General features: G+C 69.8%; 24 protein-coding genes. 18 read left to right on the top strand and 6 right to left on the bottom strand.

Translation table 11 applies throughout. The annotated features are described in order from the left end of the window. Positions 1-7: 7 nt before the first annotated feature. Both ACFP3H_RS14075 and ACFP3H_RS14080 read left to right on the top strand, forming a co-directional pair. On the top strand, positions 8-364 hold the full coding sequence (locus ACFP3H_RS14075) for an arsenate reductase family protein (RefSeq protein WP_378605536.1): 357 nt from the start codon (positions 8-10) through the stop codon (positions 362-364). A 166-nt stretch (positions 365-530) separates the two neighbouring features. Then, positions 531-839 (top strand): hypothetical protein, encoded by a 309-nt coding sequence (locus ACFP3H_RS14080; protein WP_378605268.1) that lies wholly within the window; start codon positions 531-533, stop codon positions 837-839. Positions 840-959: 120 nt separating this feature from the next. Here ACFP3H_RS14080 and yidC read toward each other — a convergent pair whose 3' ends face one another. Beyond that, complete coding sequence (gene yidC / locus ACFP3H_RS14085) at positions 960-1844, bottom strand: membrane protein insertase YidC (protein WP_378605271.1); 885 nt, start codon at positions 1842-1844, stop codon at positions 960-962. Positions 1845-1937: 93 nt separating this feature from the next. Next, positions 1938-2237: a DUF6412 domain-containing protein gene (locus ACFP3H_RS14090; protein WP_378605274.1), complete on the bottom strand. Its 300-nt coding sequence runs from the start codon at positions 2235-2237 to the stop codon at positions 1938-1940. 84 nt (positions 2238-2321) lie between these two features. Between ACFP3H_RS14090 and ACFP3H_RS14095 the strand changes: the two genes are divergently transcribed. Beyond that, on the top strand, positions 2322-3053 hold the full coding sequence (locus ACFP3H_RS14095) for a TetR/AcrR family transcriptional regulator (protein WP_378605277.1): 732 nt from the start codon (positions 2322-2324) through the stop codon (positions 3051-3053). A 1-nt stretch (position 3054) separates the two neighbouring features. Here ACFP3H_RS14095 and ACFP3H_RS14100 read toward each other — a convergent pair whose 3' ends face one another. After that, the gene (locus ACFP3H_RS14100) at positions 3055-4227 is read right to left on the bottom strand and encodes a DUF418 domain-containing protein (protein WP_378605280.1); all 1173 of its coding nucleotides are present in this window, start codon (positions 4225-4227) and stop codon (positions 3055-3057) included. Between the two features lie 138 nt (positions 4228-4365). On the opposite strand from ACFP3H_RS14100, the gene dop reads away from it, so the two are divergent. The 5 genes from dop to pafA all read left to right on the top strand — a co-directional run bounded on the left by dop (position 4366) and on the right by pafA (position 9310). Continuing rightward, positions 4366-5865: a depupylase/deamidase Dop gene (gene dop, locus ACFP3H_RS14105; protein WP_378605282.1), complete on the top strand. Its 1500-nt coding sequence runs from the start codon at positions 4366-4368 to the stop codon at positions 5863-5865. Between the two features lie 119 nt (positions 5866-5984). After that, entirely contained in the window at positions 5985-6179 is a 195-nt protein-coding gene (locus ACFP3H_RS14110; RefSeq protein WP_019047503.1) for a ubiquitin-like protein Pup, read from the top strand. Positions 6180-6244: 65 nt separating this feature from the next. Then, positions 6245-7021 carry a proteasome subunit beta gene (prcB, locus tag ACFP3H_RS14115; protein ID WP_378605287.1) on the top strand — a complete coding sequence of 259 codons (777 nt, stop codon included), beginning with the start codon at positions 6245-6247 and terminating at the stop codon, positions 7019-7021. Then, on the top strand, positions 7018-7785 hold the full coding sequence (gene prcA / locus ACFP3H_RS14120) for a proteasome subunit alpha (protein WP_378605290.1): 768 nt from the start codon (positions 7018-7020) through the stop codon (positions 7783-7785). The genes prcB and prcA overlap by 4 nt, the downstream gene beginning before the upstream one ends. 166 nt (positions 7786-7951) lie before the next feature. Continuing rightward, the gene (gene pafA / locus ACFP3H_RS14125; RefSeq protein ID WP_378605293.1) at positions 7952-9310 is read left to right on the top strand and encodes a Pup--protein ligase; all 1359 of its coding nucleotides are present in this window, start codon (positions 7952-7954) and stop codon (positions 9308-9310) included. A gap of 161 nt (positions 9311-9471) precedes the next feature. Here the strand turns inward: pafA and ACFP3H_RS14130 are convergent, their stop codons facing one another. After that, positions 9472-10107, bottom strand: a complete 636-nt coding sequence (locus ACFP3H_RS14130; RefSeq protein ID WP_378605296.1) for a TetR/AcrR family transcriptional regulator — start codon at positions 10105-10107, stop codon at positions 9472-9474. A gap of 127 nt (positions 10108-10234) precedes the next feature. Here ACFP3H_RS14130 and ACFP3H_RS14135 point away from each other — a divergent pair, with 127 nt between their 5' ends. From ACFP3H_RS14135 to ACFP3H_RS14175, 9 genes are all read left to right on the top strand, one after another. Further along, positions 10235-11386 carry an acyl-CoA dehydrogenase family protein gene (locus tag ACFP3H_RS14135; RefSeq protein ID WP_378605299.1) on the top strand — a complete coding sequence of 384 codons (1152 nt, stop codon included), beginning with the start codon at positions 10235-10237 and terminating at the stop codon, positions 11384-11386. A gap of 24 nt (positions 11387-11410) precedes the next feature. Next, on the top strand, positions 11411-12568 hold the full coding sequence (locus tag ACFP3H_RS14140; protein WP_378605302.1) for an acyl-CoA dehydrogenase family protein: 1158 nt from the start codon (positions 11411-11413) through the stop codon (positions 12566-12568). A 47-nt stretch (positions 12569-12615) separates the two neighbouring features. Further along, positions 12616-13611, top strand: a complete 996-nt coding sequence (locus ACFP3H_RS14145) for a helix-turn-helix transcriptional regulator (protein WP_378605305.1) — start codon at positions 12616-12618, stop codon at positions 13609-13611. After that, positions 13608-14591: a helix-turn-helix transcriptional regulator gene (locus ACFP3H_RS14150; protein WP_378605308.1), complete on the top strand. Its 984-nt coding sequence runs from the start codon at positions 13608-13610 to the stop codon at positions 14589-14591. The genes ACFP3H_RS14145 and ACFP3H_RS14150 overlap by 4 nt, the downstream gene beginning before the upstream one ends. Beyond that, positions 14588-15616: a 2-dehydropantoate 2-reductase gene (locus ACFP3H_RS14155; RefSeq protein ID WP_378605311.1), complete on the top strand. Its 1029-nt coding sequence runs from the start codon at positions 14588-14590 to the stop codon at positions 15614-15616. Before ACFP3H_RS14150 ends, ACFP3H_RS14155 begins: the two co-directional genes overlap by 4 nt. 92 nt (positions 15617-15708) lie before the next feature. Continuing rightward, positions 15709-15981 carry a Sec-independent protein translocase subunit TatA gene (gene tatA, locus ACFP3H_RS14160; protein WP_378605314.1) on the top strand — a complete coding sequence of 91 codons (273 nt, stop codon included), beginning with the start codon at positions 15709-15711 and terminating at the stop codon, positions 15979-15981. A 105-nt stretch (positions 15982-16086) separates the two neighbouring features. Then, positions 16087-17040, top strand: coding sequence for a twin-arginine translocase subunit TatC (tatC, locus tag ACFP3H_RS14165; protein ID WP_378605317.1), 954 nt, complete (start codon positions 16087-16089; stop codon positions 17038-17040). A gap of 3 nt (positions 17041-17043) precedes the next feature. After that, entirely contained in the window at positions 17044-19743 is a 2700-nt protein-coding gene (locus tag ACFP3H_RS14170; RefSeq protein ID WP_378605320.1) for a DEAD/DEAH box helicase, read from the top strand. Positions 19744-19863: 120 nt separating this feature from the next. Further along, positions 19864-20616 (top strand): DUF4333 domain-containing protein, encoded by a 753-nt coding sequence (locus ACFP3H_RS14175; protein WP_378605323.1) that lies wholly within the window; start codon positions 19864-19866, stop codon positions 20614-20616. Between the two features lie 239 nt (positions 20617-20855). Here ACFP3H_RS14175 and ACFP3H_RS14180 read toward each other — a convergent pair whose 3' ends face one another. Next, a complete protein-coding gene (locus ACFP3H_RS14180; RefSeq protein WP_378605539.1) occupies positions 20856-21830 on the bottom strand; it encodes a 5'-3' exonuclease in 975 nt (324 codons plus the stop codon). Between the two features lie 153 nt (positions 21831-21983). Between ACFP3H_RS14180 and ACFP3H_RS14185 the strand changes: the two genes are divergently transcribed. Then, complete coding sequence (locus ACFP3H_RS14185; protein WP_378605326.1) at positions 21984-23111, top strand: M24 family metallopeptidase; 1128 nt, start codon at positions 21984-21986, stop codon at positions 23109-23111. A 16-nt stretch (positions 23112-23127) separates the two neighbouring features. On the opposite strand, the gene ACFP3H_RS14190 is transcribed toward ACFP3H_RS14185, so the two are convergent. Beyond that, entirely contained in the window at positions 23128-23526 is a 399-nt protein-coding gene (locus tag ACFP3H_RS14190; protein ID WP_378605329.1) for a TIGR03618 family F420-dependent PPOX class oxidoreductase, read from the bottom strand. Between the last annotated feature and the right edge of the window lie 28 nt (positions 23527-23554).

Genomic DNA, 23554 nt, shown 5'->3' on the forward strand with positions numbered 1-23554 from the left:
TGCCGTCATGACCGAGATCTGGCACAACCCGCGCTGCACCAAGAGTCGTGCGGCCACCGCCCGGCTGGACGCGACCGGCGTGGCATACACCGTGCGCCGCTACCTCGACGATCCGCCGACGGTCGAGGAACTGCGCACGGTCCTGACCCGCCTGGGCGCCGAACCGTGGGACATCACCCGCACCGGCGAACCGATCGCCAAGGAGCTCGGCCTGGCCGGGTGGGGACGCACCGCCGCCGATCGGGAGCAGTGGCTCGACGCCTTGGCGCGGCACCCGAAACTCATCCAGCGCCCGATCGTGCTCACCGCCGACGGGGGCGCGGTGCTCGCCCGCGACGAGGCCGCCCTGCGCTCGCTCGGCTGATTCGCACGTTTGCCCAGAGGTAACTATTCGGGCACGGGCGTAACATCGTGAGCCTTTCTCATGATGTAGCTCACATCAGCGGGACATCGCGTCCCGGCGTGAACATCGAACCGAGCGTGGTCAGCCGCGAGTTTCGGGAGCGGACAACCCACGCAGGGAGGTTGTCATGAGATCGCTTCGCAAAATCGCAGTCGGTGCCACGGCCGCCGGGTTGATCGGCGCGTCCACCCTGCTCGCCGTCCCGGCCGAGGCCACGCCACCGGGCCGCTGTTCGGTCAACCCGATCGCGGGCACCGGCGCGTTCTCCCAGTGCGGTGACCCCGTCTGGCATCAGGTGCGGGTGACCTGTTGGGCCTGGTGGAACTGGTTCGGCAGCTATGAGCGCTACGGCCAGCCCGCGCACGGCGGCTACCACTCCGAAACCGCCTGTGACCTGCCGTTCAGTATGCAGACCTGGTCTGTGGTCGTGTACTGATCGCGGCGTCGGGGGCCGTCGTCGGCCAGGAGTGACAACGACGGGCCATGCCGGATCACCCCGATCCACCGACAGCCGTCCGTGCGCGCGGGCGGCTGCCGGGTGCGCGGACCGGTCGAGTCACCGCTTGCGGCGCTGTGGTTTCACCCCCGGACGCGGTGCGGCGGCGCGGGCGGCGGTGACGGCCACGGACTTGCGGCGGTCGGCTTCGGCGTCGAGGGTTCGCCGGATCAGGACCTGTTGGCCGCAGGTCCACACCGCGTTGGTCGCGAAATAGGCGAGCACGACCACCGGCAGGATCGCGCCGCTGATCAGCGCGCCCGCCGGGAACACCCACAGCGACAGGTGCCGCATGATCGTGGCCGTGCTGTTGTCGGCGACGACCGGCGCGAACCGCGCGGTGAGGTGCGTCGCGAGCGCGGCGATCAGCACCAGCGGCACCGCGAGCACCGCCACCGCGACGAACACCTCGCCCGCCCCCGACAGCGTCGCCGCCAGCGGGGCGCCGAACAGGCGCGCCTCGAGGAACGCGCGCACCTCCGTGGCGCCGAACAGGTAGTTCGCGGTGGCGCTGTTGGCCTCGATCGAGAGCGGATGCGCCGTCGCGGTGAACGGGCCGACCGCGAAGGTGTCGGTGCGGTCGAACGAGCGCAGCACATGGAACAGACCGAGGAAGACCAGCGCCTGGGCGATCAGCGGGACGAACCCGGCGAACATGCTGACACCGTGTTCGCGGTGCAGTTGCCGGATCTGTTCGGCCTGGGCGCGAGGATCCTCGCGATGGGCGCGACGGATGCTGTCCATGCGGGGTTGCAGCGTGCGCAACACCGCCTGGGAACGGGCCTGGCGCAGGGCCGGGACCACCAGCAGCGCCCGAACGGTGACGACGAGGGCGATGACGGCGAGCAGCCAGGCGAGGCCGCTCGCGGGGCCGAGCGGGACGGCGAAGAGACGGTGCCAGCACCACAGCACCGCCGACACCGGGAAGTACACGAAATCGAGCATGACGGAACGACCTGTCCGTGAGCGTGCGCGAACGCACGAAAAGGGGGAGGGGATCACGAGATCCGACAGGCGGCGCCGAGGGCGCGGCACCCGTCAGACGTGATCGATCCCCGGTGCTCGTGGACGTGGCCGACCGGCGGAATCCGGATTGCTCTGCGGCAGGAAAGAACCCCGCAGGCGACGCTGCGCCGACCGCGGCGGCCCCGCGCTCGCCACCCGCACCGGCATCGGGGTGCGCCCGGTGACCGCGATGAGCGCGCACACCATGGTCGCGGCGACGGCACCGAAGGCGAGCACGCGCGCGGCCTCGCCGCCGGGGGTGGAGATGAGCACGAAGGCGGGCAGCACGCACGCGAGTACCGCGTACGCCATCACCATCGCCCGTGCCTGCATGCCGCCCAGCATACCGGCGCCCGGCCGAACCGTTTAGTGTTACTCCATGTCAGAGTCAATATCGGCGCGGGTATCGTGGGCGGGGTGACTGCCCCTTCCGCGCACGCCGAGCAGACCGCCGGCGATGGGCGTGCCACCCGCTGGCACGGCCACAAGGCGCGCCGCCGTGCGGAGATGATCGATGCCGCGATCGAGGTGATCGAGGAACACGGCCTCGAGATCTCGGTGCAGTTGATCGCCGAACATCTCTCGCTGCCCCGGCCCGTGGTGTACCGCCACGTCGGCGGGCGGGCCGAACTCGACGCACTGGCCCGGCAGCGGATCCTGGAACTGCTGCTCGCCGAACTGCTGCCCGCGCTGAACTCCGACGGCACCCTGAAGGAGGCCGTGCGCGGCGCCATCGGGACCTACCTCGGCTGGATCGACCGCCACCCCAACCTGCACCGCTTCCTCGGCGACGCCGCGCCCCAGGGCGGATCCTCGACCACGCTCAGCGAAGCGGGCCGCGCGGTGGGACGCCAGTTGGCCGATATCTTCGCCGCCACCCTGGCCCGGTTCGGTATCGATCCCGCGCGCGGGCGGCCGATGGCGTTCGGCATGATCGGCCTCGTCGACGGGGTGGTGGCCAGTTGGCGCTCCGACCCCACGCCGGCGCTCACCACCGAGCAGGTGCAGGGCATCCTGACCGAGTCGGTGCTGTCGCTGTTCGAGGGCAACGCGCGCAGTCTCGGCGTTCCGCTGCAACGGGATTCGCTGGTCTCGGATCTGCTCATCGCCCCCGACGCCGCCCCGCCGCCCGCCGAACGCCTGCACTGAGTCAGCCGCCCAGCGCCCGATAGGTGCGCTGCCACACCCACTCCACCGGACCGCGTTCGAACCGGCGCGTCCACAGGTGGGCGAAGGCGAGCACGGCCGCGGTGACGACCAGGTAGATCGCGACGGTGAAGGGCACCCGCGCCGACTCCGACACCCGCGCGGCCAGGCCGAAACCCCAGCCGTAGCACAGGATTCCGGCGATCAGGTTCTGCAGGATGTAGCAGCTCAGCGCGGTGCGACCGACCTCGCTCAGCCGCGCGCCCACGACTCCGACGCGGCCTACACGCAGGTAGAACTCCGCGACCAGCGCCAGGAGGGCGAGGGCGACGAACGGCGCCGTGCCGTAGCGGGTGAACAGCACGACGTCGCCACCGAAGCCGATTCCGGCGCCGAGATCCAGCGGCGCGGCCACACCGAACCCGATCACCATGAGCCACCGGCGAATTCGCGCGCCCGCCGGAGCGAACACCCCGGCGCGATACAGGCGCGCGCCGACCAGGAACAGCGCGATCGACATCGGGAGGATCAGGATCGTCTCGGTCCGGAAGGCGAGCACGTGGTCGAGGCGGAACCGCACCAGATCCCAGAACGAGCCGTCCGCATAGGGATTGGGGTCCAGGGTGCTCGGCGCGGTGTCGCGAGCCGGCGCGGCGGTGAGCGCGACGGCGATCAGGGTCAGCAGCAGAACGTGGACGGCGGCGGCACCGATCAGCCAACGGCGTTGTGCCCGTCGGCTCGTCGCCAGCAGGTAGGCGACCACCAGACCGGTCAGCGCGTACCCCATCAGCACGTCGAATTCGGCGACGAGCACGAAATTCAGCAGCCCGTCGAGGAACAGCAGACCCGCCCGCACGGGATAGCGCCCCGGCCAACGGCGACCACCGCGGTGCGCCGAATCCTGCTGGATGGCCAGGCCGATGCCGAACATCAGCGTGAGCAGGCCAAGGAATTTGCCCTGCGCGAGCTGCTGGAGCGCCCGTTCGGTCCACATCCAGGCGTTCTCGGGGGTCGCGCCGAGCTCGTCGAGGTAGCCGACCATGCCCGCCGGGTTCGTGAAGATCCAGATATTGGTGGCCAGGGTGCCCAGAATCGCGATGCCGCGCAACACATCGAGGGCGAGCAGCCGCGCGGGACGTGGGGCGACGGGTACGGCGGTGGTGCTGATTTCGGTCACGTGTCGAGTATCAGCGCGGGGACGGGTCCACCGGATCGGTCGCGAGGACCATCTCGTATCCGTCTCTCGGGGGACCCCGGCGGCCCCGCTGGGCCGAGATGCGGGTGCACCCCCGGCGCGTCGCCTAGGCTCGACAGCATGCAGCGCATCATCGGAATCGAGGTCGAATACGGCATCTCGACCCCCACGGAGCCGACGGCCAACCCGATCCTCACCTCCACCCAGGCCGTTCTCGCCTACGCCGCGGCGGCGGGGGTCCCGCGAGCCAAACGGACCCGGTGGGACTACGAGGTGGAATCCCCGCTGCGTGACGCGCGTGGATTCGACCTGAGCCGGATGAGCGGGCCCGCCCCGGTCATCGACGCCGACGAGGTCGGCGCGGCCAATATGATCCTCACCAACGGCGCCCGGCTCTACGTCGACCACGCCCACCCCGAGTACTCCGCGCCCGAGGTCGTCGACCCCCTCGACGCGGTCATCTGGGACAAAGCGGGCGAACGGGTGATGGAGGCCGCCGCCCGGCATGCCTCGAGCGTGCCGGGAGCGCCGCGACTACAGCTGTACAAGAACAATGTCGACGGCAAGGGCGCCTCCTACGGCACCCACGAGAACTACCTCATGAGCCGCGACACCCCGTTCAGTCAGATCATCGCCGGGCTGACCCCGTTCTTCGTGTCCCGGCAGGTCATCTGCGGCGCGGGCCGGGTCGGCATCGGCCAGTCCGGCGACCACGCCGGATTCCAGCTGTCCCAGCGCGCCGACTACATCGAGGTCGAGGTCGGGCTCGAGACCACGCTCAAGCGCGGCATCATCAACACCCGCGACGAACCGCACGCCGACGCCGACAAGTACCGGCGCCTGCATGTGATCATCGGCGACGCCAACCTGGCCGAGATGTCGACCTACCTCAAGGTCGGCTCCACCGCGCTCGTACTCGACCTGATCGAGGCGGGCGAGGACCTCTCGGAGTTCCAGCTCGCCCGCCCGGTCACCGCGGTGCACCAGATCAGCCACGACCCCACGCTGCGCGCCACCGTCGCCCTGGCCGACGGCCGCGAGCTGACCGGCCTTGCGCTGCAACGGCTCTACCACGAACGCGTCGCCAAGTTCGTCCAGCGCGAAGGCAACGAGGACCCGCGCGTGCTCGACATCATCGACAACTGGGCGATGGTCCTCGACCTGCTCGAGCGCGACCCGCTCGACGCCGCCCACCTGCTCGACTGGCCCGCCAAACTGCGCCTGCTCGAAGGCATGCGCAGCCGCGAGGGCCTTGGCTGGGCCGCGCCGAAACTGCACCTGATGGACCTGCAGTACTCCGATGTGCGCCTGGACAAGGGCCTCTACAACCGCCTGGTCGCGCGCGGCTCGATGAAGCGCCTCGTCACCGAACAGCAGGTGCTCGACGCGATGACCAATCCGCCCACCGACACCCGCGCCTACTTCCGCGGTGAGTGTCTGCGTCGCTTCGGCGCCGATATCGCCGCCGCCAGTTGGGATTCGGTGATCTTCGATCTGGGCGGCGACTCCCTGGTGCGGATTCCGACCCTCGAACCCCGCCGAGGCACGAAAGCGCACGTCGGGAAGCTGCTCGACGCCTCGCGCACCGCCGCGGAGCTGGTCGACCAGCTCACCCACTGACCAGCAATTCACACCCACCGCGCGACAATCCGATCGCTATCGACCACCTTGTCGGATCCGCTCGGTAGGGTTGTGGGACACACACGATCATCGTGATGAGGAAGAGGAGGTCGGCTGCCATGGCACAAGAGCAGACCAAGCGCGCCGGGGGTGGCGACGAGGACGAGGGCCCCGAGGGCGTAGACGCGGCAGGGCAGGAACGCCGCGAGAAGCTCGCGGAGGAAACCGACGACTTGCTCGACGAGATCGATGACGTGCTCGAGGAGAACGCCGAGGACTTCGTGCGGGCATATGTGCAGAAGGGCGGCCAGTGACCCCAGGTGACCCCTTGCGCCTCCACGCGGGGCGGGCTCTCTCCTCGTTCACCGAACATCTCCGCATGCACGCGCCGGACCTGTTGCCCGCCAACAGGTTCCCGGCCTCGGATCTGACCGCGACGAAGGACCTGGCGCCACACGGCACCACCATCGTCGCGGTCACCTACCGGGGCGGCGTGCTGATCGCGGGCGACCGCAGGGCCACCATGGGCAACCTGCTCGCCAGCCGCGACACCGAGAAGGTCTACATCACCGACACCTACTCGGCGGCGGGCATCGCGGGCACCGCGGGCATCGCCATCGAGATGGTGCGGTTGTTCGCGGTGGAGCTGGAGTACTACGAGAAAATCGAAGGCGTACCGCTCACCTTCGACGGTAAGGCCAACAAACTGTCGAAGATGGTTCGCGACAACCTCCCCGCCGCCATGCAGGGACTCGCCGCGATCCCGCTGCTGGTCGGCTACGACGACCAGATCCTCGACCTCGATCGGTCCGGGCGCATCGTGTCCTACGACGTGGTCGGCGGTCGCAGCGAGGAGCGGTTCGGCTACACCGCGGTCGGTTCCGGTTCGCTGTTCGCCAAGTCCTCGCTCAAGAAGCTCTACCGGCGTGGACTCGACCAGGACCGGGCGTTGCGGATCGCGGTGGAGTCGCTGTTCGACGCCGCCGACGACGACACCGCCACCGGCGGTCCCGACCTGCTGCGCGGGATCTTCCCGACCGCGGTGGTGATCGACGCCGACGGTGCCGACGAGGTCGGCGAGGATCGTCTCGCCGAGATCGCCGCCGCCGTGATCGCCGACCGGGAAGCCGCCGAAGAAGGGGGCGCCGTCCTATGACGCTGCCGTATTACGCCTCGGCCGAGCAGATCATGCGCGACAAGACCGAGCTCGCCCGCAAGGGCATCGGTCGCGGTCGCAGTGTGATCGTGCTCGTCTACGCCGACGGGGTGCTGTTCGTCGCCGAGAACCCCTCGGCGACCCTGCACAAGGTCAGCGAGCTCTACGACCGCGTCGGCTTCGCCGCGGTCGGCAAGTACAACGAGTTCGAGGCCCTGCGTCGGGGCGGCATCCTGCAGGCCGATCTCAAGGGTTACCAGTACGACCGGCGCGATGTCACCGGGCGTGGGCTGGCCAACCTCTACGCGCAGACGCTCGGGTCGATCTTCACCGATCAGCTCAAGCCCTACGAGGTGGAGATCTGCGTCGCCGAAGTGGGCTATCCGGAACAGTCACCGACCTCGGTGCTGTACCGGATCACCTTCGACGGGTCCATCGTCGACGAACGCGAGTACGTCGTCATGGGCGGCACCACCGAGCCGATCCTGACCGAGCTCAAATCCACCTACAAGCCCGGACTGTCCCTCGACGACGCGCTGAAGGTGGCGATCGGCGCGCTCAAGGCCGGACAGCCCGAGGCCGACAAGGACAAGCGCGCCCTGGGCGAGGCTTCCCTCGAGGTCGCCACGCTCGAGCAGCAGCGTCCGCGTCGGGCCTTCCGCAGGCTGCAGGGTCCCGCCCTGCAGTCGGCGCTGGCCGCCTCCACACCCAAGCCGGTGACCGAGGCGACCCTGCCCGAACCCGACGACGGCTCGGGAGCGTAACCCGCCGTCACGATCACCATCGGGCCTGCGAACCGCATCGGGTTCGCAGGCCCGATATCGTCGTGTTCGCCGCCGTCACGGCGGTGTCGAATCGTTGTGAACACGTAGGCGAATGGGATGTCGGGAGCGCCGCGCGCGCACTGGTCATGGCTGTACTGTCGAAAGGGTGCAGCGACGAATCATGGGGATCGAGACCGAGTTCGGTGTGACATGCACCTTCCACGGTCACCGTCGGCTGTCCCCCGACGAGGTAGCCCGGTACTTGTTCCGCCGGGTGGTGTCCTGGGGCCGCAGCTCCAATGTCTTCCTTCGCAACGGTGCCAGGTTGTACCTCGACGTCGGATCGCATCCGGAGTACGCGACCGCCGAATGCGACAGCCTGGTGCAGTTGGTCACCCACGACCGGGCCGGTGAGCGCGTCCTCGAGGACCTGCTCATCGACGCCGAACAGCGGTTGGCCGAAGAGGGCATCGGCGGCGACATCTACCTGTTCAAGAACAACACCGACTCCGCGGGCAACTCCTACGGCTGCCACGAGAACTTCCTGGTGGTGCGCGCGGGCGAGTTCTCCCGGATCTCCGATGTGCTGCTGCCGTTCCTGGTGACCCGCCAGCTCATCTGCGGTGCGGGCAAGGTGCTCCAGACGCCCAAGGCCGCCACGTTCTGCCTCTCGCAGCGTGCCGAGCACATCTGGGAGGGCGTCTCCTCGGCGACCACCCGCTCGCGCCCGATCATCAACACCCGCGACGAACCGCACGCCGACGCCGAGAAGTACCGGCGCCTGCACGTGATCGTCGGCGACTCCAACATGGCCGAGCCCACCACCATGCTCAAGGTGGGCACCGCCTCGCTGGTGCTCGAGATGATCGAGGCCGGGGTCTCGTTCCGCGACTTCGCCCTCGACAACCCGATCCGGGCCATCCGCGAGGTCAGCCACGACCTCACCGGCCGTCGTCCGGTGCGCCTGGCCGGTGGTCGACAGGCCAGCGCGCTCGAGATCCAGCGCGAGTACTACGCGCGCGCCGTCGAGCACCTGCGCAATCGCGATCGCGATCCGCAGGTCGACGCCGTGGTGGACCTGTGGGGTCGCACGCTCGACGCGGTCGAGGCCCAGGACTTCGCCAAGGTCGACACCGAGATCGACTGGGTGATCAAGCGCAAGCTGTTCCAGCGCTACCAGGATCGCTACAGCATGGAGATGTCCGATCCCAAGATCGCCCAGCTGGATCTGGCCTACCACGACATCAAGCGCGGACGCGGGGTCTTCGACCTGCTCCAGCGCAAGGGTCTGGCCAAGCGGATCACCGAGGACGACGCCGTGGACGCCGCGGTCGACACCCCGCCGCAGACCACCCGCGCCAAGCTGCGCGGCGACTTCATCACCGCCGCCCAGGACGCCGGCCGCGACTTCACCGTCGACTGGGTCCATCTCAAGCTCAACGATCAGGCGCAGCGCACCGTGCTGTGCAAGGATCCGTTCCGGTCGGTCGACGAGCGCGTCGACCGATTGATCGCCTCGATGTAGGCGAACCCCTCAGACGGGGGGCGTGACAGAACCGGTGGCGCATGGGAGCGATTGCGTAGGCGCCACCGGTTCTGTTTTTTGGAGCGCTGGCGCGCTCGAGTCGCGGCCCCGAGGGGCCGCCCTTCGGGCCGCTGCTCCCCAGGGGTCGCAGGTGGTGGCCGTCAGTTCGCGGTGACTACTTGGGCGTAGGTGGCGTGTAGGCCCGCGATGAAGGCTGTGAGGGCCAATTCGAAACTGTCGGTGTCGATTTCGTCGGCGACGGCGGCCAGGCGGTGGGCCTGGTTGAGGTGGGGGTAGCGGTCGCGGTAGACCTGGATGTCGTCGGCGAAGCCGCCGGCGAACGAGCCGACCGTGGATCCCATGACCAGGTAGCGGGTGGCGGCGCCGATCATGGTGGCGTAGCGCGGGGGCCAGCCCGCGCCGACCAGGCCGCCGTGGACGGCGTCGGCGGCGCGCAGGTTCTCGGCGCGGTGGCCGGGGCCGGTGGCCAGGTAGGGCACGAAATTGGGGTGGGTGGACAGGGCGGTGCGGTAGCTGCGCGCCCAGGCGGCCAGGGCCAGGTCCCATGCCGCGGTGTCGAAGGCGGAGGTGTCGACCGCGGCCATGATGCCGGCGGCGATGTCGTCGAACAGTTCGTCCTTGTTCGGGTAGTGGCCGTAGAGGGACGCGGCCCGCACGCCGAGTTCGGCGGCCAGTTTGCGCATGGAGACCTCGGCCAGGCCGTCGCGGTCGACCAGGACCAGCGCGGCGTCGCGGATGCGTTCGCGGCTCAACAGCGGTACGCGTGGGCGCGCCATGCACCTTCCCCTTCTCGTCGGACACCGAACCGTATCACCGATGGCGAAGCACCCTCTTGAATAACCGAACGCTGTTAGGCTACGGTGCCCGAGTAAACCTAACGCCGTTCGGTTCAGGAGTTGTCCCGTGGATTTCCAGCTCACGCCCGCCCAGTCCGACCTGCGCGAACTCGCCCGCACCTGGGTGGACAGGGAGGTCGTGCCGCACGCCGCGCAGTGGGATCGCGACGAGTCGGTGGACCCGGCGATCGTCGGCAAGCTCGGCGCGCTGGGCTTCCTCGGCATCGGGATTCCCGAGCAGTACGGCGGCTCCGGCGGCGACACGGTCGACTACTGCCTGCTGCTCGAGGAGCTCGGGCGCGGCGACAGCGCGGTGCGCGGGATCGTGTCGGTCTCGCTGGGCCTGTTCGGCAAGTCGATCGCCGCCTACGGCACCGAAGAACAGAAGCAGCGCTACCTGCCGGGGATCTGCGACGGCTCGCAACTGGGCTGCTTCGCGCTGACCGAGCCCGGCACCGGTTCGGACGCGGCGAATCTGGACACCCGGGCGATCCGCGAGGGGGCGGACTGGGTCTTGTCCGGCACCAAGGTCTTCATCACCAACGGCACCTGGGCCGATCACGCGCTGGTGTTCGCGCGCACCGGCGGACCGGGGCCCAAGGGCGTCACCGCGTTCGTAGTGCCCACGGACGCACCGGGTTTCGGTCGCACCGAGATCACGGGCAAGCTCGGCCTGCGCGGCCAGGCCACCGCCGAACTCGTCCTCGACGGAGTCCGCGTGCCCGACGACGCGCGTCTGGGCGAGCTGGGGCAGGGCTTCCGGATCGCGATGTCGGCACTGGACAAGGGGCGCATCGGGGTCGCGTCCGGGTGCGTCGGGGTGGCCCGCGCCTGCCTCGAGGCCGCGGTGCGCTACGCCGGTGAACGCACCCAGTTCGGCAAACCCATCGCCGGGTATCAGCTGGTCCAGGAGCTGCTGTCCGATATCGCCGTCGAGACCGACGCCGCGCGCCTGCTCGCCTGGCGCGCCGCCGATCTGGCCGATCGCGGCGAATCCTTCGGCACGGCCGCGTCGATGGCGAAGCTGTTCGCCTCCGAGGCCGCGGTCAAGGCCGCCAACAACGCCATCCAGGTGTTCGGCGGCTACGGCTACATCGACGAGTACCCCGTCGCCAAGTACCTGCGCGACGCGCGCGTACTGACCCTCTACGAGGGCACCACCCAGATCCAGAAGCTGCTCATCGGCCGCGCCCTCACCGGCGTCAACGCCATCGTCTGACCCCTACCGAAGTGTGAGATCACCATGCAGCGAACCATTTTCACCGACGAGCACGAGGCGTTCCGCAAGACCGTGCGCGCGTTCATCGAGGCGCAGGTCGTGCCCGTGTACGACCAGTGGTACGAGGCGGGCATCGTGCCGCGCGAGTTCTACCGAACCCTCGCGGAATTGGGCGTGTTCGGGATCGAGGTGCCCGAGGAATTCGGGGGCGCCGGGATCGACTCGTTCAAGTTCCAGGCGATCCTGATCGAGGAAACCGCCCGCGCCGGAGTCTCTTTCGGCGGTTCGGGGGTGCACGTCGGACTCTGCCTGCCCTATCTCAAAGCCCTCGCCACCCCGGAGCAGAAGCAGCGCTGGCTGCCGGGCTTCGTCTCCGGCGACCTCATGTTCGCCATCGCGATGACCGAACCCGGCACCGGCTCGGACCTGGCCGGAATGCGCACCACCGCACAGCTTTCCGCCGACGGCACCCACTACGTGCTCAACGGAGCCAAGACCTTCATCACCGGCGGTGTGCAGGCCGACCGCGTGATCGTGTGCGCGCGCACGGCACCGCCGTCGGACACCGATCGCCGCCACGGCATCTCGCTGCTCGTCGTCGACACGACCTCGCCCGGCTACACGGTCGGGCGCAAGCTCGACAAGCTCGGCCTCAAAGTCTCCGACACCGCCGAACTCTCGTTCACCGACGTGCGCGTCCCTGTCGCGGACCTGCTCGGCGAACAGCACCGCGGCTTCGCCTACCTCGGCCAGAACCTCCCGCAGGAACGCCTCTCGATCGCCGTCGGCTCCTACGCCCAGGCCCGCGCGGCCATCCGCTTCGCCCTGGACTACACCAGGGACCGCACCGTCTTCGGCCAGGCCGTGGCCCAGTTCCAGAACACCAAGTTCGAACTGGCCGCCTGCCGCGCCGAGGTCGACGCCGCCGAAGCCGTCGTCGACCGCGCGCTGGAAGCCCTCGACGCGGGCGAGCTCACCCCCGCCGACGCCGCCTCGGCCAAACTCTTCTGCACCGAGGTCGCCGCCCGCGTCATCGACCGCTGCCTGCAACTGCACGGCGGCTACGGCTACATCACCGAGTACCCGGTGGCCCGCCTCTACGCCGACAATCGCGTCAACCGCATCTACGGCGGCACCAGCGAGGTGATGAAGCTGATCATCGCCAAGGACATGGGGATGTGAGCCTGCCGACGCGCGCGGGCACGGGCTCGCCCATTACCCTCTAACGGGTGGCGATATCCAAGGTCGAGCGGCTGATGAATCTGGTCATCGCGCTGCTGTCGACCCGGCAGTTCCTGAGTGCCGAACGCATTCGCACCAGCGTGGCCGGTTACGAGGACTCGGTGACCGATGACGCGTTCAGCCGGATGTTCGAACGCGACAAGAACGAACTGCGCGATCTGGGCATCCCGCTCGAAGTGGGTCCGGTGGGGCGGTTCTCGACGCTCGAGGGGTACCGGATCAACCGGGACGCCTACGAACTGCCCGATATCGACCTGTCGAGCGAGGAGGCCGCGGCCGTCGCCGTGGCGGTGCAGATGTGGGCCTCGCCGGAGTTGGCGGGCGCCGCCGAGGGCGCGCTGTTGAAGCTGCGCGCGGCCGGGGTCACCGTCGAGACCGAGAACGTGGGGGTGTCGGTGCCCGCGGTGCCCGCTCGTACCCGTGGCTCGGAACCGGTGCTGCGCGAGCTGCTCGCGGCGATCGACGCGGGCCAGGCGGTGCGCTTCGGGCACCACAGCGCGGTCACCGACCCGTTCGTCACCCGCGACGTGGAACCGTGGGGGGTGGTGACCCGCCACGGGCGCTGGTACCTCGTCGGCCACGATCGCGAACGCGACGCCGTGCGCACTTTCCGGCTCTCGCGCATCGGCGGCCAGGTCACGGCCTACGGTCCACTCAACGCCGTGCGCAAACCCGAACACACCGACCTGCGCGCCATCGTCGACCGCGTCACCGGCGACGCCCCCGTCACCGGCACCGCGCTGGTCTGGGTGGCCAAGGGGCGCGGTCGCGAACTGCGCCGCATCGGCACCGAGATCGACACCCGTGACCTGGGCGGACGCCCCGGTTCGGTGCTCGACGTGCCGGTCCGCTCGCGCGACTGGATCGCCCGACTGATCACGGGCCTCGGACCCGACGTGCTCGTGCTCGAACCGCCGCCACTGCGCGCCGACGTGATGAACCGGCTACGGTCGGTACTCGACCACACGGAGGTCTCGTCGTGAGTTCGCGTCTGTCGCTACGTCTTTCGCGCCTGTTGAACATGGTGCCCTACCTGCTCGCGCATCCGGGGATCAGCGCGGCCGAGGCCGCCGCCGAACTGGGCGTCACCACCAAACAGCTGATGAGCGACCTCAACCAACTGTGGATGTGCGGGCTGCCCGGTTACGGCCCCGGCGACCTGATCGACCTGTCGTTCTCCGAGGAGAGCATCGAGGTCACCTTCTCCGCCGGCATCGAACGACCGCTGCGCCTGACCTCCACCGAGGCCACCGCGCTGCTGGTGGCGCTGCGCTCGATCGTGGAGATGCCCGGCATGGTCGACCCGACCGCCGCGCACGCCGCCATCGCCAAGATCGAATCGGCCATCGCCAGCACCGACGCCGTCGGCACCGCCACCCCGGTGCAGGTCCCCGTCGAGCAGCCGGCGGTGGCCACCGTGCGCGCCGCCCTGGCCGACGTGCGCGCCCTGCGCCTGGTCTACTACTCGGCCAGCCGCGACGAGGTCTCCGAGCGCATCGTCGACCCCATCCGGGTGGTGCTCGTCGACAACAACAGCTACCTGCAGGCCTGGTGCAGGCAGGCCGAGGGTGTTCGCCTGTTCCGGTTCGACCGGATCGAGGACGCCACCGAACTCGACGAACCCGCCCAGGCCCCCAGCCACGCCGCCGCCGACGCCGCCGCGCTCGACCTGTTCCAGGACGACCCCGCCGTGCCGCTGGCCCGGCTGCGCATCCGCGCCGACTACGCGTGGGTGCTCGACCAGTACCCGATGCACCGCATCCAGTCGCGTGCCGACGGCAGCATCGAAGCGGGCATGCGCTTCGCCTCACCGGACTGGATGGCCCGACTGCTGCTGGGCTTCGGCACCGGCGTCAGCGTGCTCGGCCCGCCCGAACTCGTCGCGGCCGTGCGTGACCGCGCCGACGCCGCCCTGGCCGCCTACGCGGCCGCCGGCCTGGTGGGGGAGATCGAACCCGCGTGAGTCAGCGTGTACTGGTCCTCGGCGCGGGCAGTGTCGGGGTGTTCATCGGTGGTCACCTGGCCGCCGCGGGCATGGACGTGATCTTCGTCGGCCGCCAGCGGATCCTCGACGACATCGCCGAGCACGGGCTGCGGCTGACCGACCTGGACGGCGGCTCCGCCGAGGTCGCCCCCGACCGCTTCGGGCTGGCGCTCGAACCCGACGAACCCGAACTGGCCGACCTGGTCCTGGTCACCGTGAAATCGGCCGACACCGCCGCGGCCGTGCGCGCAGTGGCGGGCCGATTACGCCCCGGCACGCCGGTGGTGAGCCTGCAGAACGGCATCGGCAACGCCGGATTGATCCGCGACATCCTGCCCACCAGCGTGGCACTGGCGGGCATGGTGATGTTCAACGTGGTGCACCGCGGCCGCGGGCGGTTCCACCGCGCCAGCGACGGCGTGCTCGCCATCCAGGACGACCGGGTGGTCGACCGTTTCGCCGACCGATTCCTGGCCGCGGGGCTGCCGCTGCGCCGCCACCGCGACCTGCGCCCGGTCCAGTGGGCCAAACTGCTGCTCAACCTGAACAACCCCGTCAACGCCCTGTCCGGCAGGCCGCTGCGCGAACAGCTGGCCGAGCGCGACTACCGCCGCTGCCTCGCGCTGGCCCAGTCCGAGGCGCTGTCGGTGATGAACACTGCGCGAATTCGGCCCGCCCGCCTGACCCCCGTTCCGCCGGAATTGATGGTGCGGTTGCTGCGCGTTCCCGACCCCGTGTTCCGCCGGGTGTTCGGTCGCGTGCTCGCCATCGACCCGCTCGCGCGTTCGTCGATGGCCGACGATCTGGCCCTTGGCCGACGCACCGAAATCGCTTGGCTGTGTGGGGAAATCGTGCGACTGGGGGAGATGGTCGGACGGCCGACACCGGTCAACCGGCGCCTCACCGAACTGATCAGGATCGCCGAAGCGGGCGACCCCGCGCGCTACACCGGAAGCCGGTTGTTCGCCGAGCTGTCCGCCGCCGCGACCACCGCCGGTGATTGAACACGTGGCGAACACCGCTGCGGCTGGGCGTTCACCACGGTCACAACACAGGTAGCATCGGTAATCACCACAGTCTTTGGAGGTATCTGATAATGGGCACGTTCAGCTGGACGCACCTGCTGATCATCGCGTTGCTGTTCGTTCTGCTCTTCGGCGCGAAGCGACTTCCCGATGCCGCCCGCGGTCTGGGCCGCTCGCTGCGCATCTTCAAGAGCGAGGTCGGACAGATGCAGGCCGAGTCGGCGACCACCGCCGCGCAGCCCGCCACCCCGGCCGCGCCGGCACCGCAGCAGCAGTTGTCCGCGTCGGCACCGCAGGCGCAGACCCCGATCGTCGAACCGCAGCAGGGACACAAGACCCTCTGACCTCGGCATCGGCCCCGGAGCGGTAGCGACCGCTCCGGGGCGAAGTGCTGCTGTCACGAGATGTCGTCGAGCATCCGAACCGAGGGTTAGAGGCCACCACCCACCATGCGCATTCCGTTCGATCCCCGGCGCGCCAAGCGCAGGACGAATCCCGACGGCACCATGTCGTTGGTCGAGCACCTGCAGGAACTGCGCACCCGGCTGCTGTTGGCGCTGGCCGCGATCTTCGTCGCCACCCTGATCGGGTTCTTCTGGTACGCGCACACCCTGTTCGGGATCGAGAGTCTCGGCGAGATCCTGCGCGGCCCCTACTGCGCGCTGCCCGAGTCGGCGCGCGCCACCCTGAGCCCCGACGGCGCCTGCCGACTGCTGGCCACCGGGCCCTTCGACCAGTTCATGCTCCGGTTGAAGGTGGGCTTCACCGCCGGTGTGGTGATCGCGACCCCGTTCTGGCTGTATCAGCTGTGGGCGTTCATCACCCCGGGGCTGTACGCGAAGGAACGCAAGCTCGCGGTCGGGTTCGTGGTGACCGGCACCGTGCTGTTCGTGACCGGCGCCGTGCTGGCCTACGTGGTGGTCTCGCACGCGTTGTCGTTCCTGTTGACCATCGGCGACAACGTCCAGATCACCGCGCTCAGCGGTAACCAGTACTTCGGTTTCATCATCCAGCTGCTGATCATCTTCGGCGTCAGCTTCGAGACCCCGCTGATCATCATCGGGCTCAACCTGGTGGGCGTGCTGCCCTACGCCAAGCTCAAGGCCTGGCGTCGCGGCATCATCTTCGGCCTGTTCGTCTTCGCCGCGATCGTGACCCCGCAGGACCCGTTCTCGATGCTCGCGCTGGCGATCGCGCTGACGGTGCTGTTCGAGCTGGCCGTGCAATTCTCCCGGGTGAGCGACGGTCGCAAGGCCCGGCGCGAGGCCAAGCAGGGCTGGGGCCCGCTCGACGACGAGCAGGCCTCGCCCCTGGACACCCCGGAGCCGGTCGCCTCGGCCGATCCGGTGGCCGAGCCGCAGAAATCCACGCGCCCGGTGTCGGACTACTCCGATACGCTCTGACGGGTGACCGATTCTCCCGGGCTGCCCAGCGAACTGGCGAAATTCGCCGGTGACATCTCCTTCGATCTGGACCCCTTCCAGCGCACCGCGTGCGAGGCCCTGGAAGACGGGCACAGCGTGCTGGTCTGCGCCCCCACCGGCGCCGGCAAGACCATCGTCGGCGAGTTCGCCGTGCACATGGCGCTGGCCTCGGGCGGCAAGTGCTTCTACACCACCCCGATCAAGGCACTGTCGAACCAGAAGTTCGCCGACCTGACCGCCCGCTACGGCCGCGACAGCGTCGGCCTGCTCACCGGCGACCAGTCGATCAACCCCGACGCCTCGGTGGTCGTGATGACCACCGAGGTGCTGCGCAACATGCTCTACGCGTCCTCGGACTCGCTGCGCGGCCTGTCCTATGTGGTGATGGACGAGGTGCACTACCTGGCCGACCGGTTCCGCGGGGCGGTGTGGGAGGAAGTGATCCTGCACCTGTCGCCCGATGTGCGCCTGGTGAGCCTGTCGGCGACGGTGTCCAACGCCGAGGAGTTCGGCGCGTGGATGGAGACCGTGCGCGGCGACACCGCGGTGGTGGTCGACGAGACCAGGCCGGTGCCGCTGTGGCAGCACGTGATGGTCGGCAGGCGGATGTTCGACCTGTTCGACACCAAGTCCAGCGACCAGAAGGTCGTGGTCGACTCCGACCTGGTGCGGTTCATCCGCCAGCGCGAGAGCGCCGATCGGATGCACGGCTACGGCGGTCCGCGCGGACGCGGTGGCCGTGGCGGCAACTTCCGGCCGCTGCCGCGCCCGGAGGTGCTTGCCCGGCTCGACGAGGAGAACCTGCTCCCCGCGATCACCTTCATCTTCAGTCGCGCCGGCTGCGACGGCGCACTGGCCCAGTGCCTGCGCGCCCGGCTGGATCTGAGCCGCCCCGGCGAGGCCGAGCGGATCGACGCGATCATCGACAAGCACACCGGCGACCTGCCCAAGGACGACCTCGAGGTGCTCGGCTACTGGGAGTGGCGCGAGGCACTGCACCGCGGCCTTGCCGCCCATCACGCCGGGATGCTGCCCGCGTTCCGACACACCGTCGAGGAACTGTTCGTCCAGGGGCTGGTGCGCGCGGTGTTCGCCACCGAGACCTTGGCACTGGGCATCAACATGCCCGCTCGCACGGTGGTGCTCGAGCGACTGGTGAAGTTCAACGGCGAGACCCACGCCGAACTGACCCCGGGGGAGTACACCCAGCTCACCGGTCGCGCGGGCCGACGCGGGATCGACGTCGAGGGTCACGCGGTGGTGCTGTGGCAGCCCGAGGTCGACACGAGCGCGGTCGCCGGCCTGGCCTCCACCCGCACCTACCCGCTGCGCAGTTCGTTCCGGCCCGGCTACAACATGTCGATCAACCTGATCGACCGCATGGGCGCCAAGGACGCGCGGACCCTGCTGGAACGGTCCTTCGCCCAGTTCCAGGCCGACCGGTCGGTCGTCGGCCTGGTGCGCGGCATCGAACGCAACGAGGGCGCGCTGCGCAAGCTGGAGAGCCAACTCGGCGGCGTCGACGGCGATTTCATGGAGTACCTGTCGCTGCGGGACCGAATCAAGCAGCGCGAGCGCGATATTCAACAGCAGGGTCGCTCGGATCGGCGCGGGGCCGCGGTGAAGGCGTTGATCGCGCTGCGCCGCGGCGACGTGGTGGCGATCCCGGTGGGCAAGCGCACCGGGCTCGCGGTGATCCTCGAACCCGACCAGACGCCCGGCGATCCGCGTCCACTGGTCTTGACCGAGGATCACTGGGCCGGGCGGGTCTCGGCGGCCGATTTCCCCGAGCCCGCCGAGACGCTCGGGCGCATGGATCTGCCGCGTCGGGTCGACCATCGGACCGCGCGCGTGCGACGTGACCTGGCCTCCGCCCTGCGCGGGACCGGGATCTCCGCGCCGCGTCGGCGCGGGCGCAACGATCGCGTGCGCGGCGGCGAGGACCGTCAGCTCTCGACCCTGCGGCGCAGCCTGCGCTCCCACCCCGCCCACGATCGTCCCGATCGGGAGCAACTGAGCCGGGTCGGCGAACGGTATTCGCGGTTGCTGCGCGAGACCCAGACGATGCGCCAGAAGGTTGCCACGACCACGAATTCGTTGGCGCGCACCTTCGATCGGATCGTCGGGCTGCTCGAGGAACGCGGTTTCGTCGCCGACGGTGAGGTGACCGCCGACGGCAGGCGCCTGGCCCGGATCTACGCCGAGAGCGACCTGGTGGTCGCCGAGGCGTTGCGCCAGGAGATCTGGCGTGGTCTCGGGCCCGCCGAACTCGCCGCGGTGGTGTCGACGCTGGTCTACGAGTCGCGGCAGGAGGCCGGGCTGCTCACCCCCTCGGGTCCGACCGACCCGATCCGCCGGGCCGTCGCGGCCACCATCGACGTGTGGACCCATGTGCGTGCCGACGAGGCACGACACAAGCTGCCGCCCACGCGCGAACCCGACCTCGGATTCGTCACCGGGGTGTACAAGTGGGCGCGCGGTGACGCGTTGGCCGAGTCGTTGCTGGCCAGTGGTGACCAGGGCACGACGATGTCGGCGGGCGACTTCGTGCGGTGGTGTCGACAGGTCATCGACCTGCTCGATCAGATCCACAACACCGCCGACGATCCCGAGGTCGCCGCCACCGCCGCCAAGGCGGTGCGGGCCGTGCGCAGAGGTGTCGTCGCGGTGGACGCCGCGTAGTCGTGACGTCTGTGATTTGATTTCTTCGCGTACCGACCGTGAGGCGGATGTCGTGTGGATGCGGCAGGCCCGGCGCGGGGGGCTACCGTATGGACTAAAGATGCGAGTGGAGGCGAGTGGATGAGCGGCCCTTACGGACCGAACAACCCCGGGGAGGGGAATAACGATCCCACCCAGCACTGGGGGGGACAGCAGGGGGTCGGCGGCGCCGGACCCACCCAGCACTGGGGTGGCGCGGCGCAACCGCCGCAGCAGGGCGCTCAGCCCACCCAGCAGTGGGGTGACCCGAATCAGCCGCCGCAGCAGCCACAGTGGGGCCAGCAGCCCCAGCAGCCGCAGCAGCAGTGGGGTCAGCCGCAGCAGGCCGTGCCGCCGCAGCAGCCGACCGGACCGCAGCAGCAGTGGGGCCAGACCCAGCCGCCGCCGCAGGACTGGAACAACCAGGCCGCGGGTGCCCAGCAGTGGGGCCAGCAGGCCGCGCCGCAGCAGCCGCAGCAGCAGTGGGGGCAGCAGCCCGCGCCGCAGCAGCAGTGGGGCCAGCAGCCGCAGCAGAGCTCCGGTGGCAAGAGCAAGGGCCTGATCATTCTTCTCGCCGTCGCCGGCGCGCTCGTGGTCGCCGCGCTGATCGGTCTGCTGCTGGTCGTGTTCTCCTCCGACGAACTCGACAATGCCGCTGTGCAGGACGGTGTCTCACGCGTGCTGAAGGAGTCCTACGGCATCGCCGACGTCTCCGATGTGAGCTGCCCGTCGGGTCAGACCGTGGAGGTCGACGCGACCTTCACCTGTGACCTGAAGGTGAGCGGCGAGGCCAAGAAGGTCAGCATCAAGATCACCAAGGAAGACGGCACCTACGAGGTCGGTCGCCCGAACTAGGGTGCCGCAGTAGGTTTTCCGGGCCGTCCGCGACTACGCGGGCGGCCCGGTGTCGTTGGCGGCCGCGCGGAACCAGGGTGGGCCGGGTGGTGCGGTCGGCGTCGCGGAAGCGTTGATGTGGTGGGTGATCGGTGTCGCGCCCGTCGTCGCCGCGCCGTCGGCGTGCGGGCCGGTCGGCTTCGACGGCGGCTGTCGGTACCGGTGCTGTGACCGGAGGCGTCGGAGGGCGTGGTCCGAGGTCAGTTGTCGTGGGCCGCGGTGAGGGCCTTGACCAGGCGGGTGATCGGGCTCTCGGCGTTGTAGGCGGTGGCAAGGGCCAGCAGGCGGTCGGGGTCGACCGGGGTGTCGGGCAGGATGTCGGGGCGGGACAGGACCACGTCGGCGTCGCGGACCACGCGCACGACCGGGGCCGCGACCTTCAGATAGTCCTGGGCGGCAACGAGTTTGGCGCGCAGGCCCTTGGCCAGGTCGGACGCCGGATCGTCCACCGCGGCCATCAGCGCGTCGAGCGAACCGAATTTCGTGATCAGCTGGGCGGCGGATTTGTCGCCGATGCCCGCGACGCCGGGCAGCCCGTCGGAGGCGTCGCCGCGCAGGGTGGCCATGTCGGCGTAGGCGGGGCCCGCGTTGCGTTCGGGCACACCGTATTTCGCCGACAGCTCGGCGGGACCGAACAGTTCGGCCTTGGCCAGACCGCGACCGACGTAGAGCACGCGCACCGGCGGCGCCGGGTCGTCGCGGACCAGTTGCAGCAGATCGCGGTCGCCGCTGACCACGATCACCGGGTCGGTGCGTTCCCGGTCGGCCAGGGTGCCGAGCACATCGTCGGCCTCGAGGCCGGCCGCGCCGCCGGTGGCGATTCCGGTCGCTTCGAGAACCTCGAGGATCATCTCGACCTGCGGGGTGAGGGTGTCGGGCACCTCCTCGGCGCCGGGGGCCGCGTCGGCGGCGGTGTCGAGCCGGTGGGCCTTGTACGAGGGGACCAGCGCGACCCGGAAGGGCGGGCGCCAGTCCAGGTCCAGGCCGACGACGAGTCGGCTCGGGCGATGCTTGGTGACCAGCGAGGCCACCATGTCGGTGAAACCGCGCAGGGCGTTCACCGAGCGCCCGTCGGCCCCGCGCAGCTTGTCGGGGATGGCGTAGTAGGCGCGGAACCAGAGACTGGCGCCGTCGAGGATCAGCAAGGGCCCACGGGTGCTCTCGTCGAAGGTCACCCCGCTGATTGTGCCCGCAACCACCGACAGATCGCCGCCGGGCTCCACCGCGCCCGTGCTCGACCCGTCGTAGCGGCTCGTGATGCCCGCGCCGCCGCCCGCTGTCGCGGCGGCTCTGTTCGCGGGTGCGGGCGGACGGGTACCGTCGGATCCATGAGTGCGCACACCGATGCCAGGTTCGATGCGAAGGTCTACGGACAGCGGTTGGAGCGGGCGGTCGAGTTCATGCGGGCGGCGCATCTGGACGCCCTGCTGATCACCCCGGGCCCCGATCTGCGGTATCTGATCGGTTCGGCCGCGGAATCGTTCGAGCGGCTCACCTGCCTGGTGATCCCGGCCGACGGCGCCACCCCGTCGGTGATCATCCCGAAACTCGAGCTCGCCTCCCTCGACGACTCGGCCGCGGGCGAACTGGGCCTGCGGATCGTGGACTGGGTCGACGGCGTCGACCCCTACCAGCTGGTCCGCTCGACCCTGCACGCCGGTTCGCGCATCGCGGTGGCCGACGCGATGCCCGCGCTGCACCTGATCCCGCTCGCCGAGTCGACCACCGGCCTGCCCGCCTCGGCGACCCCGGTGCTGCGGCAGGCGCGGATGATCAAGGACGAGGCCGAGATCGAGGCGCTGCGCCGCGCGGGCGCGGCCATCGACCGCGTGCACGCGCGGATGGGCGAGTTCCTGCGCCCGGGTCGCACCGAGGCCGAGGTGGGCGCCGACATCACCGCCGCGATCCTCGAGGAAGGCCACACCGAGGCCGCGTTCGTCATCGTCGGCAGCGGCCCCAACGGCGCCGACCCGCACCACGGCATGTCGAATCGGGTCATCGAGCAGGGCGATGTGGTCGTCATCGACATCGGTGGCCCGGTCGAGCCCGGCTACTACTCCGATTCGACCCGCACCTACGTGCTCGGCACCCCGAGCCCGGAGATCGTCGAGAAGCTGGCTGTACTCGAGGCCGCCCAGGCCGCCGCCGTGGCCGCCGTGCGCCCCGGGGTCACCGCCGAGTCCATCGACGCCGCCGCCCGCACCGTGCTCGCCGACGCGGGCCTGGCCGACGCCTTCATCCACCGCACCGGCCACGGCATCGGCCTGTCGGTGCACGAGGAGCCCTACATCGTGGCGGGCAACGACCTCGTGCTCGAGCCGGGCATGGCGTTCAGCATCGAACCGGGAATCTACTTCCGGGGCGAGTGGGGCGCGCGGATCGAGGACATCGTGGTGGTCACCGAGGACGGCGTGGAGTCGATGAACAACCGCCCGCACGGCCTGACGGTGCTGTGAGCTGTTGGCGCGCAGCCTATTTCAGGGTGCTCGACGACAGCACGCGCCGCACCTGGATGGCGACCACGACGCGGGTCGGGTTCTCGCGCGGCACCCGGTAGCGCCGGGTGTAGCGGCGCACGGCCTCGGCGACGTCGGCGGGGTCGTCGAGCACCGTCGCCGGGCCCTCGAGGGTGAGCCAGCGCGGCCCCTCGACCTGGCTCACCGCCGCGTAACCCCCGCGCCGGGCGTTGCGGGCCTTCACCGAGCCGCCGTCGGTGATCACGCGCGCGATCCCGCTCTCGGGATCCCAGGTGAAGCCCACCGCGACCACGTGCGGGGTGCCGTCGGCGCGCACGGTGGTCAGGGTCGCCAGGTGTCGTTCGGTGACGAACTCGAGCGCGGCGGGGGAGAGCTGTGCGGTGGCGGTCGACATGCCCGAAACGGTAGCCGCAGGCGTGCCC

Source organism: Nocardia lasii, from assembly GCF_042658545.1.
In the GTDB taxonomy this organism is placed as follows: domain Bacteria; phylum Actinomycetota; class Actinomycetes; order Mycobacteriales; family Mycobacteriaceae; genus Nocardia; species Nocardia lasii.